Origin of the sequence: Streptomyces sp. WM6378 (genome assembly GCF_001279695.1) — a bacterium.
Taxonomy (GTDB): domain Bacteria; phylum Actinomycetota; class Actinomycetes; order Streptomycetales; family Streptomycetaceae; genus Streptomyces.
This window is the reverse complement of the sequence record NZ_LGDD01000334.1, coordinates 44,971-61,710: the sequence shown is the minus strand read 5'-3', so window position 1 is coordinate 61,710 and position 16,740 is coordinate 44,971. Positions and strand designations below refer to the sequence as shown.

Below are 16,740 nucleotides of genomic sequence, written 5' to 3'. Positions count from 1 at the left end.
GATGCCGAACGACGACACCCCCGCCCGCCACGGCCGGTCGGCCCTGGGCCACTCCCGGGACTCCGCCAGCAGCTCCACCGCACCGGACGACCAGTCCACATGCGACGACGGGGCGTCCACGTGCAGCGTCTGAGGCAGCACACCGTGCCGCAGCGCCAGGATCACCTTGATGATCCCCGCCACCCCCGCCGCGGCCTGCGTGTGGCCGAGGTTGGACTTCACCGAGCCGAGCAGCAGCGGGCGTTCGGGGTCACGATCCTGACCGTAGGCGGCCAGCAGCGCCTGGGCCTCGATCGGGTCGCCCAGCGGCGTGCCGGTGCCGTGCGCCTCGACCACGTCCACGTCCGAGGGGGAGAGACCGGCGCTCGCCAGGGCCTGCCGGATCACCCGCTGCTGCGACGGGCCGTTGGGGGCGGTGAAGCCGTTGGAAGCGCCGTCCTGGTTGACGGCCGAGCCCCGTACGACCGCGAGCACGGGGTGCCCGTTACGGCGGGCGTCGGACAGCCGCTCGACGACGAGGATGCCGACGCCTTCGGACCAGCCGGTGCCGTCGGCGTCGTCGGAGAACGCCTTGCACCGGCCGTCCGACGCCAGCCCGCCCTGTCGGCTGAACTCCATCAGGGAACCGGGGGACGACATCACGTTCACACCGCCCACCAGGGCCAGCGAGCACTCGCCGGCCCGCAGGGCGTGGGTCGCCGTGTGCAGGGCGACGAGCGAGGAGGAGCACGCCGTGTCGACGGTCACCGCCGGGCCTTCCAGGCCCAGCGTGTAGGACAGTCGGCCGGACGTGGCGCTGGCGGCGATTCCGGTGCCGATGTCGCCGGTGGCGTCGGCCAGCGAGCGCACCAGCAGGTAGGCGTAGTCCTGGCCGTTGGTGCCGACGAAGACACCGGTGCGGCTACCTCGCAGGGTGGTCGGGTCGATGCCGGCGCGCTCGATGGCCTCCCAGGAGGTCTCCAGCAGCAGCCGCTGCTGCGGGTCCATGGTGACGGCTTCGCGCGGGGAGATGCCGAAGAAGTCGGCGTCGAAGTCCCCCACGCCGTCGAGGAAGCCCCCTTCCTGGCTGACGGCGTTGCCGCGGGCGTCGACCCCGGCGTCCCGCAGGGCGTCCAGGTCCCAGCCGCGGTCCGTGGGGAACGCGCCGATCGCGTCCTTGCCCGCGGCCAGGAGCTCCCACAGGTCCTCGGGCGACTGCACGCCGCCCGGGTACCGGCAGGCCATCGCCACGATCGCGATCGGCTCCGTGGCCGCGGCAACGAGCTTGTGGTTCTGTCGGCGCAGGTGCTCGGCTTCCTTCAACGAGGCGCGGAGGGCTGCGACGACGGTTTCACTGGATGTGGTCATGGTCCGCTCTTTCAGCTCTTTCCACGCTCTTGGGAGGAGTTGCCGTCGAGTGCCGCCTGCACCAGGTCGGCGACGTCCATCGCGTCGATCGACTCGTCGTAGGCGTCCGCTGCCGTCGCGGAGACGGCCTCGCCGTTGGCCGCCGCGGTCTGCTCCGCGGCGAGCTTCATCAGGGGTTCGAGTACGCCGATCTCCCGCAGTTGGTTCAGGGAGACGGCGGCGAGCAGGGCTCGGATGCCGGCGGAGTCCGGATCGCCGTCGCCGGTGTCCTGGCCCGGTTCCTCGTCGGGGACGAGCCGGCTCAGGATGTGGTCTGCCAGCTCGGTGGGGTTGGGGTGGTCGAATACGAGCGTGGCGGTCAGGGTCAGTCCGGTCGCGGCGCCGAGCTGGTTGCGCAGTTCGACGGCGCTGAGGGAGTCGAATCCGAGGTCGCGGAACGCCCGGTCGGCGCCGACGACGTCGACGGTGGAGTGTCCCAGTACGGCCGCGGCTCGGCCGCGGACCAGGTCCAGTACGGCTCGGGCACGCTTGGCGGGCGGCAGGTCCGCCAGCCTCTCGCGCAGTGCGTCGCCGGTGGCGCCCTCCCCGGTGTCCCCCGCCGTCTGGTGCTCGGTGCCGGTCGGCTGGCCGAGGAGCGGGCTGGCTCGTACGGCGGTGAAGGAGCGGACGAACCGGTCGCGGTCGATGTCGGCGACGACCTCGTTGGGCCGCCCGTCCATGACGGCCCGGCGTAGCGCCACGACGGCGAGGTCCGGGTCCAGCGGGCGGATGCCGGTGCGCCGGGCCGCTTCGGCCGCCCGGTGGTCGGCGGCCATTCCGTCGCCGCCCCACACGCCCCAGGCGAGCGAGGTGGCGGCCAGGCCCTGGGCGCGGCGCTGTTCGGCGAGCGCGTCCAGGTAGGCGTTGGCGGCGGCGTAGTTGGCCTGGCCGGCGTTGCCGACCGCTCCGGAGGACGAGGAGAACAGGGCGAACACGGCCAGGTCCAGGTCCCGGGTGAGGTCGTGCAGGGTCAGGGCCGAGGCGGCCTTGGCGCGGAACACGGCCTCGTAGCGGTCCGGGGTGAGGCTGTCGAGGACACCGTCGTCCAGGACGCCCGCCGTGTGGATCACGCCGGTCAGCGGCGCCTCGTCGGGGATCGCGGCGAGGACCTCGGCGAGCGCGTCGCGGTCGGTGGCGTCGCAGGCGGTGAGGGTGACCTCGGCGCCCAGTGCGGTGAGTTCGGCCCGCAGTTCGTCCGCGCCGGGGGCGTCGGCGCCCCGGCGGCTGATGAGCAGCAGGTGCCGGGCGCCCGCCTCGGCGAGCCGGCGCGCCACGTGGGTGCCCAGGGCTCCGGTGCCGCCGGTGATCAGGACGGTGCCGGTGGGGTTCCACTCCCGCGTGCCGGGGCTGGCCGGTACGGGTACCAGTCGGCGGCCGAGGGCGGCGGAGGGCCGGATCGCGATCTGGTCCTCGCCGCCGGGAGCCGCGAGGGTTTCGGCGAAGCGGGCCGCGGACCGCGCGTCGAGGGTGTCGGGCAGATCGATCAGACCGCCCCAGCGCTGCGGGTACTCCAGGGCGGCGACCCGGCCCAGGCCCCATACGGCGGACTGGGCGAGCCCGGGTACCGGCTCGGCGGGCGTGGCGGCGACCGCGCCGCGGGTGACGCACCACAGAGGTGCGGCGAGGTCCGCGTCACCGAGCGCCTGGATGAGGGCGGTGGTCAGGGCCAGTCCCCCGGGGGCATCCGCACCGTGCCCGGGTGCGGCGGCGAGGGCGAGCAGCGACACCACTCCGGTGAACTCGTGTCCCTCGGCGGCCAGTTGACGCAGTCGTGCGGCCAGCGCCGCACGGTCGGGGCCGGGCACTTCCAGGCGTACGGTGTCCGGGCCCAGGGCGGCGACGGCGTCGGCGGCCCAGGGGTCGTCGGAGTGGCCGGCCGGGAGCACGGCGAGCCAGGCGCCGGCCGGGGTGCGGGCGGGTTGCGGGGTCAGTGGCTGCCAGGTGATCTGCTGTCGCCAGCCGTCGACGGTGTGCTCCTCGTCCCGTCGGCGGCGCCAGTCCGCGAGCGCGGGCAGCACCTTGGCCAGTGCGTCGCCGTCGACGTTGAGGGTCGTCTCCAGTGAGGCGAAGTCGGCCTCGTGGACCGCGGACCAGAAGCCGTCGTCCGCGGCGCCCGGCGCTGCGGGGTCGGCGGCCGGCTGGGTGGCCGGCCAGTACCGCTCGTGTTGGAAGGGATAGGTGGGCAGGTCGGTGCGGTGGGATGCGGTCGCGGTCCCGTCGAACAGGGCGTCCCAGTCGGGGGCGGCTCCGTCGACGTACAGCCGGGCGAGGGCGCTGACCAGGGACTCCTGTTCACCGCGGTCCTTGCGCAGCGCCGGTACGGTGACCGGCCGCGCGGGCAGGGCGACCAGGGTGTCCAGGGTGTCCTGGGCCATGGCGCCGAGTGAGCCGTCGGGGCCGAGCTCCAGGAAGGCGGTCACCCCGCGCTCGGCCAGGGTGCGGATCCCGTCGCCGAAGCGGACCGTTTCGCGGACGTGGCGCACCCAGTAGTCCGGGTCGCACACCTGCTGTTCGGTGGCCGCCCGGCCGGTCACGTTGGACACGATCGGGATCGCCGGGGCGTGGTAGGCAACGCTTTCGGCGACGCGTCGGAAGTCCTGGAGCATGGCATCCATGTGCACGGAGTGAAACGCATGGCTCACCCTCAAACGCGTAGTCTTTCGCCCGTCGGCGGTGAACTTCTCCGCGATGTCGGACACGGCGGCCTCGTCGCCGGAGAGGACCACCGACCGCGGTCCGTTGACGGCGGCCAGGGACACGCGGTCGGTCAGGTGCGGCCGGATCTCCTCCTCGGTGGCCTGTACGGCGACCATGGCGCCGCCCGTGGGCAGGGCATTCATCAGCCGGGCCCGTGCGGCCACCAGTCGGCACGCGTCGTCCAGGGAGAGGACCCCGGCCACGTGCGCGGCGGCTATCTCGCCGACGGAGTGCCCGGCGGCGAAGTCCGGGCGGATGCCCCAGGATTCGACCAGGCGGAACAGTGCCACCTCGATGGCGAACAGTGCGGGCTGGGTGAAGCGCGTCTCGTTCAGCCGCTCCGCGTCCCCGAACATGACGTCCCGCAGGGGGAGTTCCAGTTCCGTGTCCAGGCGTGCCGTCACCGCGTCGAGCGCCTCGGCGAACACCGGGTAGCGGGCGTGGAGTTCCCGACCCATGCCCACGCGCTGCGAGCCCTGGCCGGAGAACAGCACCGCGAGCTTGCCCCGGCGCTCCGCTGCCCGGCCGTGCAGGACCTGAGGGGTGTCGAGTCCGTCGGCGAGCGCGGCCAGGCCCGTGAGCAGTGCCTCGCGGTCTTCGGCGAGGACGGCGGCGCGGTGGGTGAAGGCCGACCGGGTGGTGGCCGTGGACAGCGCGAACTCGGCGACGGTGAGGTCGGGCCGGGCGGCCACGTAGGCGTGCAGCTGTCGGGCCTGGGCCCGCAGTGCATCCGGCACGGTGCCCGTCACGGGGACCGGCAGCGGGCCGGCTGTCCCCTGGGGGTGCGCGGGCTCGTCCGTCGTGGTCTCCGCGGGCTGCTCGATGATCACGTGGGAGTTGGTGCCGCTGGCGCCGAACGCCGAGATTCCGGCCCGGCGCGGGCGTCCCGTACGCGGCCAGTCGGCCGCTTCCGTCAGGAGTTCGACGGCTCCGGCGGTCCAGTCGACGTGTGCCGACGGCTCGTCGATGTGCAGGGACCTGGGCAGCACGCCGTGGCGCATCGCCAGCACCATCTTGATCACACCGGCGACACCGGCGGCCGCCTGGGTGTGGCCGATGTTGGACTTCACCGACCCCAGCAGCAGCGGCAGTTGGGGGTCACGGCTCTGGCCGTACGTCGCCAGTAGCGCCTGCGCCTCGATCGGGTCGCCCAGGGTGGTGCCGGTGCCGTGCGCCTCCACGGCGTCCACGTCGGCCGGCGCAAGGCCCGCGTTGGCCAGTGCCCGCTGGACGACACGGCGCTGCGAGGGACCGTTCGGCGCGGTGAGGCCGTTGCTGGCGCCGTCCTGGTTGACGGCCGAGCCGCGCAGCACCGCGAGGACCTGGTGCCCGTTGCGGCGGGCGTCCGAGAGGCGTTCCAGAACGAGGACGCCCACGCCCTCGGACCAGCCGGTGCCGCCGGCGGCGGATGCGAACGGCCGGCAGCGGCCGTCCGGGGCGAGGGCCCCCATCTCCCCGAACTCGACGAAGTTGACCGGGCTGGACATCACCGTCACACCGCCGGTGAGCGCGAGGGAGCACTCGCCCGCCCGCAGGGCCTGGGCGGCCAGATGGAGTGCCACCAGGGACGACGAGCAGGCCGTGTCGACGCTGACGGAGGGGCCTTCCAGGCCGAAGGTGTAGGACACCCGGCCGGAGAGCAGGCTCGCCGACTGCGCGGTCTGCGCGTGGCCCAGCTGGCCGGCTTCGGGCCGGTAGTCGCCCGATCCGCCGCCGACGAACACGCCGGTGTCGCCGCCGCGCAGTTGGGCGGGGTCGATGCCGGTGCGCTCCAGGGCCTCCCAGGTGGCTTCCAGGAGGATGCGCTGCTGCGGGTCCATCACCATCGCCTCGCGCGGGGAGATCCCGAAGAATCCGGGGTCGAAGTCCGCGACGTCGTAGAGGAATCCGCCTTCGCTGGTGACGGTCCGGCCGCGGCCGTCCCGGTCGCCGTGCAGCAGTCGGTCCAGATCCCAGCCGCGGTCCGTGGGGAAGCCTCCGATGGCGTCGACTTCGCCCGTGACCAGCTGCCACAGGTCTTCGGGCGAGCGGACCCCACCCGGGTAGCGGCAGCTCATGCCGACGATGACGACCGGGTCCTCGGCGGTGTGGGAGTGGTGCGCCCGCACCGCCCCGCGGAGTTCTTCCGCTTCCTCGCCGAGGAGTTCGGCCCGCAGGTGGCCGGCGAGCGCCTCGGCCGTGGGGTAGTCGAAGACGAGGGTTGCGGGCAGCGTCAGGCCCGTCGCGGTGGCGAGCTGGTTGCGCAGGTCGACCCCGGTCAGCGAGTCGAAGCCGAGGTCCCGGAACGCCTGGCCGGAGGGTACGGCGTCGGCGTCCGCGAACCCGAGCACCGCGGCGACCTGGGCGCGGACGAGGGCCAGCAGGACCTCGGTGCGTTCCGCGTCGGGTCGGGCGGCGAGTTCGGCCCGCAGGCCGGTCGCGGGGCCCGCGGTGCCCGGCTCGGTATCGCCCGGCTCCGCCAGTGCCTCGTGGGCCTCGGGCAGCTCCGCGAAGAGGGCGCTGCGCCGGTTGCGGGTGAAGGCGGGCACGAACCGGTCCCACTGGACGTCGGCCACCGTCACCGAGGGGGTGTCGGTGCCGAGCGAGCGGGCGAGCGCGGTCAGGGCCCGGGCGGGGTCCATCGGGGGCAGCCCGTTGACCCTCAGGTGGGTGGCCAGACTGTCGGACTCGGTGTCGGCCCAGCCGCCCCAGGCGACCGTCACGGCAGGCAGTCCGCGGGTGCGCAACGTGCGGGTCAGGGCGTCGAGTTGAGCTCCGGCCGCGGCGTCGGCGGCCCGGCCGCCGGCACCCCAGGTCCCGGCGATCGAGGAGAAGAGGACGAACGCGTCCAGGGGACGGTCGCCGGTCGCCGCCTCGGTCACCTCCGCCAGGTTCGCCACGTCGGCGCGCAGCGCGGCCAGGGCGGCGTCGGGCTCCTCGGTGTCGGACGTCGTTTCGGCGTAGACGACGGCGGTCAGCGGTGCCTGTGCCGGCAGTGCGGCGAGTGCGGTCAGCAGTGCCTCGCCGTCGGTCGGGGCGCAGTCGAGCACCGTCACGGGTACGTCGAGGCCGTCGAGTGCGGCGTGGGCCCGTGCCGGGTCCGGTGCGGTGGGGTCGGCCAGCACCAGGTGCCGGGCGCCGTGTTCGGCGAGCCAGCGGGCGCAGTGTCCGCCGGTGCCGGCCGCCGGGCCGACGATCAGGACACTGCCGGTCGGCTGCCACCGAGTCGCCGGGCCGTCGTTGGTGGCGCGCACCAGTCGTCGCCCGAAGAGGCCGGAGGTCCGCAGCGCCACCTGGTCCTCGTCTCCGATGCCCGCGAGGACGGCCCGGAGCCTTTCGGTCGAGCGCCGGTCGAGCACCCGCTCCACGTCGACCAGGCCGCCCCAGCGGTCGGGGTGGTCCAGGGCGGCGACCCGGCCGAGTCCCCAGACGGTCGCCTGGGCGGGGCTGACCTCGGTCTCGGAGCGGCCCACCGACACCGCGTCGCGGGTGACGCACCACAGCGGGGCGTCGATTCCGGCGTCCGCCAGTGCCGCTATCGCCTCGTTCGGCCAGGCCGGTCCGGCAGGGACGGCGTCGGTGTACGGGGCCGCGAGCAGCGAGACCACACCCGCGAACTCGACGTCCTGTGCGGCGAGTTCGGCCAGCGGACCGCAGAGTGCGGCACGGTCGGTCGGGTCGGCTTCGACGATGACGGCCGACTCGCCGAGGGCCGCGAGGACGGCGGCGGTCCACGCGTCGGCGGCGCCGCCCGTCGGGACGAGCGCCAGCCACCGTCCGGTGAAGGTGCCGGACGCGGTGCCGGTCAGCGGGGTGAAGGTCACGCGGTAGCGCCAGCCGTCGACGGCCGAGCGTTCGACGCGCTTGCGGCGCCAGGCGGACAGCGCGGGCACGAGGGCCGACAGTGCGGCGTCGTCCAGTTCGAGGCCGTCCGAGAGCGACGAGAGGTCCGCGCGCTCCACGGCATCCCAGAACTCGGCGTCCACGGAGTCCCGCGGGCCGTTCTGAAGGTGCCCGGCGGCCCCGGCCTCCGGCCAGTACCACTCCTGCTGGAAGGGGTAGGTGGGCAGGTCCACGCGGCGGGCGCCGGTACCGGCGAAGATCCCCGACCAGTCCACCCCGACGCCCACGACGTACAGGTGGGCGAGCGCGGTGAGCAGCGCGGTTTCCTCGGGCCGGCCCTTGCGCAGCGCCGGAACGGCGGTCGCGGCACCGGCCAGGGTGTGCTGGGCCATCGCCGTCAGCACCCCGTCCGGACCCAACTCCAGGAAGACCGAGGCGCCTTCCGCCTCAAGCGTCCGCACACCGTCCGCGAACCGCACGGTCTCCCGTACGTGCCGCACCCAGTAGTCGGGCGAGCACACCAGTTCCTCGGCGGCGAGTTCCCCGGTCACGTTGGACACGAGGGGGATCTGCGGAGCGTCGTACGACAGCCCCTCGGCCACCCGCCGGAACTCCTCCAGCATCGGCTCCATCAGCGGCGAGTGGAAGGCGTGGCTCACCGTAAGACGCTGTGTCTTGCGGCCTTCGTCCGCCAACTCCCCGGCGATCCGCAGGACTTCGGCTTCGTCACCGGCGAGGACGACCGCCTCGGGGCCGTTGACCGCCGCGATCGACACCCCGTCGACCAGTCGCGGCCGGACCGCGCTCTCAGCGGCCTGGACGGCCACCATCGCACCGCCCGCAGGCAGCGCCTGCATCAGCCGCGCCCGAGCCGCCACCAGCGCACAGGCGTCCGCGAGCGAGAACACCCCGGCCACGTGCGCCGCCGCGATCTCACCGATCGAGTGCCCGGCCACGAAATCCGGCCGGACGCCGAGGGACTCGGCCAGTCGGAACAGTGCCACCTCGATCGCGAACAACGCCGGCTGGGTGTACCCGGTCTCGTCCAGGCCCTCCGCGCCGCCGAACATCACCTCCCGCAGCGGACGCTCCACCGCGTCCCCGGCCTCGAAGTGCGCCAGCACCTCGTCCAGGGCCGCCGTGAACACCGGGAACCTGTCGTACAACTCCCGGCCCATGCCCACCCGCTGGGCACCTTGGCCGGAGAACAGCAGGGCCAGTTTCCCGTCGGCCTCCTGGGCGACACCGCGTGCGAGTTCCCGTACGCCCGCTGCGTCGGCCGCGAGGACCGCGCGGTGGGCGAACGTCGAACGGCCGGTGGCGAGGGAGTGGCCCACGTCGAGCGGTGACGTGCCGGTCAGTGCCGAGACCTGCTCGATCTGTGCCGTCAGCGCGGCCGCGGACTTGCCCGACACCGGCCAGGGCACGAGGCCCGGCAGCGTGGCGGGCTCCGGTGCCACCCGTTCCTCGGTGTCCGGTGCCTGCTCGATGATGACGTGGGCGTTGGTGCCGCTGACGCCGAAGGCGGAGACGCCGGCCCGCCGGGCGTGCCCGGTCTCGGGCCACTCCTGCTGCTCGGTGACGAGCGCGACCGTGCCGTCGGTCCAGTCGACGTGCGAGGACGGGGAGTCGATGTGCAGGGTCTTGGGCAGGACGCCGTGGCGCATCGCCAGGAGCACCTTGATGGTGCCGGCGACGCCGGCGGCGGCCTGGGTGTGGCCCAGGTTCGACTTGACGGCGCCGAGCAGAAGCGGGTGTTGCCTGTCCTGCCCGTAGGTGGCGATGAGGGCGCCTGCCTCGATGGGGTCACCGAGGGTGGTGCCGGTGCCGTGAGCCTCGACGACGTCGACGTCGGCGGGAGTGAGGCGGGCGTCGGCGAGGGCCTGGCGGATGGCACGCTGCTGGGCCCGTCCGCTGGGCGCGGTCAGCCCGTTGGAGGCGCCGTCCTGGTTGACGGCGGTGCCGCGCACGATGCCCCATACGTCGTGGCCGTTGCGGCGGGCGTCGGAGAGCCGTTCCAGGACGAGGACGCCCACGCCCTCGGACCAACTGGTGCCGTCCGCGGCGTCGGCGAAGGGCTTGCACCGCCCGTCGGGGGCCAGTCCGCCCTGGACCGTGAACTCGGTGAAGGAGCCGGGGCTGGACATGACCGAGACGCCGCCGGCCAGGGCGAGGGTGCACTCGCCGTTGCGCAGCGCGTTGGCAGCCAGGTGCAGGGCGACCAGCGCGGAGGAGCAGGCGGTGTCGACGGTGACGGCCGGGCCCTCCAGGCCGAACGCGTAGGAGAGGCGGCCGGACATGACGCTGGCGGTGTTGCCGGTGGCGACGTGGCCGCGGAGGTCGGCGGTGCCGGTGCCCTGGCGCAGGAGCGTGGCGTAGTCCTGGCCGTTGGTGCCGACGAACACGCCGGTGCGGCTGCCGCGCAGGGTGGTCGCGTCGATGCCGGCGCGCTCGAACACCTCCCACGAGGTCTCCAGCAGCAGTCGCTGCTGCGGGTCCATGGCCAGCGCCTCGCGGGGCGAGATGCCGAAGAAGCCGGCGTCGAAGAGGCCGACGCCGTCCAGGAATCCGCCTTCGAGAGTGGCCGAGGCGCCCTGGGCGAGCGCGTCGAGGTCCCAGCCGCGGTCCGCGGGGAAGCCGCTGATCGCGTCCTCACCGCGGCTCAGCAGCCGCCAGAGGTCCTCGGGGGACCGTATGCCGCCGGGGAAGCGGCAGTTCATGCCGACGACGACGATGGGATCGTCGTCCGCCGCCCGACCGGCCGGGGCCGGGGTGTCGGTGTCCGACTCGGGCAGGGTGCCGAGGAGTTCGGCGAGCAGAAAGTCGGCGAGTGCGGTCGGGGTCGGGTAGTCGTAGACGAGGGTCGCGGGCAGTTTCAGGCCGGTGCCGGCCGTGAGGGTGTTGCGCAGTTCGACGGTGGTCAGCGAGTCGAAGCCGAGGTCGCTGAAGGCGCGTTCGGCGCCGATGTCCGAGGTGCCGGTGTGTCCGAGGACCGCGGCCACCTGGGTGCGTACCAGGTCCAGGACGAAGCTCGGGCGGGCGGCCGGGGAGAGTACGGCGAGCCGCTGGCGCAGGGCCGGTTCCCGTAGGGCGGCGTGCGCTGTCGCAGCGGTCGGCGTGGCTTGGCGCAGTTGTGGCAGGTCGCCGACGAGGGGGCTGGGGCGCGTTGCGGTGAACACCTCCGCGTAGCGCGGCCAGTCGATGTCGGCGAGGGTCGGCGTCGGGGCGCCGTGCTCGATCGCCCGCCGCAGGGCGGTGAGGGCGAGGTGGGGTGCCATGGGGACGAAGCCGCCGCGGCGGATCCGAGCCTGGACGCCGGTGCCGTCGGCCGCCATACCGGTCTCGGCCCAGGGGCCCCAGGCCACCGAGGTGGCGGGCAGGCCGTGGGCGCGACGCTGTTCGGCGAAGGCGTCGAGGAAGGCGTTGGCGGCCGCGTAGTTGCCCTGGCCGGGTGCGCCGAGGGTGCCGGCGACGGAGGAGAAGAGCACGAACGCGCTCAGTTCCTGGTCGCGGGTGGCCTCGTGCAGGTTGAGCGTGGCGGTGACCTTGGCGTGCAGGACCGCGGTGAACTGCTCGGCGGTGAGGGTGTCCAGGGTGCCGTCGGCGACGGTGCCGGCGGTGTGGAACACCGCGGTGAGCGGGTGCTCGTCGGGGATCGCGGCCAGGACGGCGGTCAGCGCGTCGCGGTCGGCGGTGTCGCATGCCGCGAGGGTGACCTCGGCTCCCAGCTCTTCGATCGCCGCGGCCAGTTCAGCGGCGCCGGGGGCGTCCGCGCCGCGGCGGCTGACCAGCAGCAGGTGCGGGGCGCCCGCCTCGGCCAGCCATCGGGCGACGTGTCCGCCGAGCGCGCCGGTGCCGCCGGTGACTAGCACGGTGCCGGTGGGGTTGAAGGTGCCTGTCCCGGGGGCCGGTTCGGCTCGGTGGTGGGCCAGGCGTCGGGCGAACGCCGCGGTGGCGCGCAGCGCGAGTTGGTCCTCGCCGCCACTGTCGGCGAGGACGGCGGCCAGGCGGCGCAGGGTGCTGCCGTCGAGCTCGTCGGGCAGGTCGATCAGGCCGCCCCAGCGCTGCGGCTGCTCCAGTGCGGCCACCCTGCCCAGGCCCCAGACGGCGGCCTGGGCAGGGTGGACCGGGTGTTCGGTGCGGTCCACGGCCACTGCGGTGCGGGTCACGCACCACAGGGGGGCCGCGATGTCCGCGTCGCCCAGGGCCTGGACGGCGGTGGCCGTCAGCAGCAGACCCGTGGTCGTGGTGGCAGTGACGTCCTGGGTGTCGTCGCCGGTGGTGGCCAGCAGGGACAGGACGCCCGTGAACTCGCCGTGTACGGCGGTCAGTTCGCGCAGCCGGTCGGTCAGGTCCCGGCGCTCCGGGGCGGTGACGACCAGGCGTACGGAGTCGGTGCCCAGCACACCGGCGGCCGCGTCGAGCCATCCCGGCTCGCCGTCGGCGGGTGCGAGCACCAGCCAGGTCCCGGTGGGGCGTGCGGTGGCCGGGGCGGCCAGGCGCTTCCAGGTGGTGCGGTAGCGCCAGCCGTCGACGGTGGAGCGCTCCCGGCTGCGGCGCCGCCAGGAGGAGAGGGCCGGGACGACGGCGGTGAGGGTGTCGTCGTCCAGGTCCAGCGACGAGCCCAGGGACTCCAGGTCCGCCCGCTCGACGGCCGACCAGAAGTCCGCGTCCGCCGCGTCGGCGGGGTGGGCGGGTGCGGTGGTTCCGGTGGCCGCCTCGGGCCAGTAGCGCTCGCGCTGGAAGGGGTAGGTGGGCAGGTCGATCCGGCGGGCTCCGCTGCCCGCGAACACGGCGTCCCAGTCGACCCGTACCCCGTGGAGGTGCAGGTGGGCCAGTGCCGTGGTCAGGGCCGGGGCCTCGGGCCGGTCCCGGCGCAGTGCCGGGACGGCGGTGGCGTCGGTCTCCTGGTCGGTGCCCTCGCGTACCGCGCCGCTGAGCACGGCGTCCGGGCCGAGCTCGAAGAAGGTGCGCACGCCGTGCTCGGTGAGATGCCGTACGGCGTCGGCGAAGCGGACGGTGCCGCGGACCTGTCCGGTCCAGTACTCCGGCGCGGCGAGTTCTTCGTGCGTGAGGAGCGCCCCGGTGACGGTGGACACCAGCGGCACGGTGGGTGCGTGGCAGGTGACGGAGCGGACGGCGTGGGCGAAGTCCGCCAGCATCGGGTCCATGTGCGGCGAGTGGAAGGCGTGGCTGACGCGCAGCCGCTTGGTGCGGCGGCCCTGCTCTTCGAAGTGCGCCGCCACGGCGAGCACCGCGTCCTCGTCGCCCGAGACGACCAGGGAGGTCGGGGTGTTGACGGCGGCGACCGCGGCCCGTCCCTCGTACGGGGTGAGCGCGGCGGCCACTTCGTCCTCGGTGGCTTCGATGGAAGCCATGGCGCCGCCCTGGGGCAGTGCGGCCATCAGCTGGCCGCGGGCGGCGACCAGGGTGCAGGCGTCCTCCAGGGAGAGGACTCCTGCGGCGTGTGCGGCGGCGAACTCGCCGATGGAGTGGCCCGCGACGTAGTCGGGGCGCAGGCCCCAGGACTCGGCGAGGCGGAACAGGGCCACTTCGAGGGCGAAGAGGGCAGGTTGGGTGTAGCGGGTGTCGTCCAGCAGCGCGGCCTCGGGTGAGCCCGGGGCGGCGAAGAGGATCTCCCGGAGCGGACGGTCGAGTTCGAGGTCGAAGCGGGTGAGTACGGCGTCCAGTGCCTGGGCGTAGACCGGGTGCTGGTCGTAGAGCTCGCGTCCCATTTCGGGGCGCTGGCTGCCCTGGCCGGTGAAGAGGAAGGCCAGCCGGCCGTGGTCCGGGCGGCCGGTGAGCAGCCCGGCGTCGGGGGTCGCGTCGCGCAGCGCGGTCAGGGCCCGGGTGAGGGTGTCGGGGTCGTCGGTGAGGACGGCCGCGCGGTGCTCCAGGGCGGCCCGGGAGGTGGCGAGGGAGAACGCGAGGTCGGTGAGCGGGAGTTGGGGGTGGTCAAAGAGGTGGGTCAGGAGCCGTCCGGCCTGGGCGCGCAGGCCCGCTTCGGTGCGTCCGGACAGGACCAGGGGGACGGGGGTGAGGTCGGCCGGGCGGGCCGGTGCGGTGGCCGTGTTTGCGCCGTCTGCCCCGTCTGCCTCGGATGCCCCGGATACCTCGGACCGGTCTGCCGGGGCCTGTTCGAGGATGGTGTGGACGTTGGTGCCGCTGAGCCCGAAGGAGGAGACGCCCGCGCGGCGCGGGTGTCCGGTGCTCGGCCAGGGCAGCGGCTCGGTGAGCAGTTGGAGGGCGCCGGAGCTCCAGTCGACGTGCGAGGAGGGCCGGTCGATGTGCAGGCTCCGCGGCACGGTGCCGTGGTGCATGGCCATGACCATCTTGATGATGCTGGCGACGCCGGACGCCATCTGGGTGTGGCCGATGTTGGACTTGACAGAGCCCAGCAGCAGCGGGTGCTCGGGGTCGCGGCCCTGGCCGTAGGTGGCGAGCAGGGCCTGAGCCTCGATGGGGTCGCCGAGGGCGGTGCCGGTGCCGTGTCCGTCGACGACGTCGATGCTGTCGGGGTCCACGTTGGCGTTGGCCAGGGCCTGGCCGATGACGCGCTGCTGGGACGGGCCGTTGGGCGCGGTCAGGCCGTTGGAGGCGCCGTCCTGGTTGACGGCGGAGCCACGGATGACGGCCAGGACCCGGTGCCCGTTGCGGCGGGCGTCGGAGAGCCGTTCGACGAGGACCAGCCCGACGCCTTCGGCCAGGCTCATGCCGTCGGCCTGGTCGGAGTACGCCTTGCACCGGCCGTCGGCCGCCATCGCGCGCTGCCGGCTGAAGCCGACGAACGCGCCGGGCGTGGACATGATGCTGACGCCGCCCGCGAGGGCCAGGGAGCTCTCTCCGTTGCGCAGGGACTGGCAGGCCAGGTGCAGGGCGACGAGGGAGGAGGAGCAGGCGGTGTCGAGGGAGACGGCCGGGCCCTCGAAGCCGTAGGTGTAGGAGAGCCGGCCGGACAGGACGCTGGAGATGGTGCCGGTGATCAGGTGTCCCTCGGCGCCTTCCGGGCTGGCGCCGGAGGCTCCGTAGTCCTGGTAGCTGGCGCCGATGAAAGTGCCGGTGCTGCTGCCGCGCAGGGTGGCGGGGTCGATCCCGGCACGCTCCATCGCCTCCCAGGAGGTCTCCAGCAGCAGGCGCTGCTGGGGGTCCATGGCGAGGGCCTCGCGGGGCGAGATGCCGAAGAAGGAGGCGTCGAATTCGGTGGCGTCGTGGAGGAAGCCGCCCCGGGTCGAGTAGGTGTGGCCGGCCCGGTCGGGGTCGGGGTCGTAGAGGCCCTCGGCGTCCCAGCCGCGGTCGGTGGGGAACTCGCTGGTGGCGTCGCCCCCCTCGGCGACCAGGCGCCACAGGTCCTCCGGTGAGCCGATGCCGCCGGGGTAGCGGCAGCTCATGCCGATGATGGCGAGGGGCTCGTCGTTGGCGGCGGCGGTGGGCGTGGCCGGGACGGTGGTGCCGGTGGCGGACCCGGCGAGGGATTCGCGCAGGAACGCGACGAGGGCGAGCGGGTTGGGGTGGTCGAAGACCATGGTGCTCGGCAGGGCCAGCCCGGTCACGGCGGCGATCCGGTTGCGCAGGTCGACGGCGGTCAGCGAGTCGAAGCCGACGTCGCGGAAGGCGCGTTGTTCGGAGAGCACGTCGGGTGAGGCGTGGCCGAGTGCGGTGGCGGCCTCGCCGCGGACGAGGTCCAGCAGGAGCCGGTCCTGTTCGACGACGGCCAGCCCGCGCAGCCGGGTGGCGAACTCGCTGCCGGAGTCCTTGGTCTGGCTGGCGTCGTCCTCGACGAGCCGCCGGACCTCGGGCAGGTCCGCGAAGAGCCGGGTGGGCCGCGCGGCGGTGAAGACGGGGTAGTAGCGCTCCCAGTCCACGTCGGCGACGGTCAGCAGCGTCTCGTCGTCGTCGAGGGCCTGGCGCAGGCCGGCGAGGGCCAGTTCGGGGTCCATGAAGACCAGTCCGCTGCGGCGGATCTGGCCGGGGTCGACGCGGCCGAGCTTGAGGTCGTCGGCCCAGATGCCCCAGGATACGGCCGTGGCCCGGGCGCCGCGGGCGCGACGGTGTTCGGCCAGGGCGTTGAGGTGGGCGTTGCCGGCGACGTAGGCGGCGTGGGCGCCGCTGCCCCACATGCCGGCGGTGGAGGAGTACAGGACGAAGGCGTCGAGGTCGTCGCCGAGGAGTTCGTCCAGGTGCCGGGCGCCGTTGACCTTGGCGTCCATGACCTTCGCGAAGTCGTCGAGGGTCGTCTCGTCCAGCGTCGCCAGCTCGATGGTGACGGCGGTGTGCACGACGGTGCGTACGGTGCGGCCCTCGGCCGTGAGCGCGGTGAGCATCTGGGCGACCGCGTCGCGGTCGGTCAGGTCGCAGGCGACGACGCCGGCCTCGCAGCCCAACTCGGCGAGTTCCCGGACGAGTTCGCCGGATCCGGGGGCCGCGGGGCCGCGGCGGCTGGTGAGCACTACGTGCTCGGCGCCCTGCTGGGCGAGCCAGCGGGCCAGGTGCGGGGCGAGGGTGCCGGTGCCGCCGGTGACGAGGGTGGTGCCCCTCGGCTTCCAGGGGCGGGCCGGAGCCGGGTCCGCGGGGGTGGCGCGTACGACGCGGCGGGCGAGGACGCCCGAGGCGCGGACGGCGAGTTGGTCCTCGCCGGTACGGCCGGTCAGGACCGCGGCCAGGCGCTCGGCGGCCCGCCGGTCCAGTTCCTCGGGCAGGTCGACCAGGCCGCCCCAGCGCTGTGGGTGTTCGAGGGCGGCCGTCCAGCCGAGGCCGAGGATCTGGGCCTGGTCGGGGCGGGTGAGCCGGTCCGCGCGGCCGGTGGAGACGGCGCCCTGGGTCAGGCACCACAGCGGC

Annotated in this window: 2 protein-coding genes (1 of these 2 only partly in view); both read right to left on the bottom strand. The window is 74.1% G+C overall.

The window, feature by feature from the left end; all coding sequences use genetic code 11:
* Positions 1-1,347 (bottom strand): type I polyketide synthase (locus tag ADK54_RS37220; RefSeq protein WP_234392364.1); only part of this gene is annotated, 1,347 nt, incomplete at its 3' end.
* 11 nt (positions 1,348-1,358) lie between these two features.
* On the bottom strand, positions 1,359-16,740 hold the 3' portion of the coding sequence (locus tag ADK54_RS37215) for a type I polyketide synthase (RefSeq protein ID WP_053730250.1). The gene runs 13,124 nt beyond the window's last position; the window shows 15,382 of its 28,506 coding nt (coding positions 13,125-28,506); its start codon lies beyond the right edge, outside the window; its stop codon occupies positions 1,359-1,361.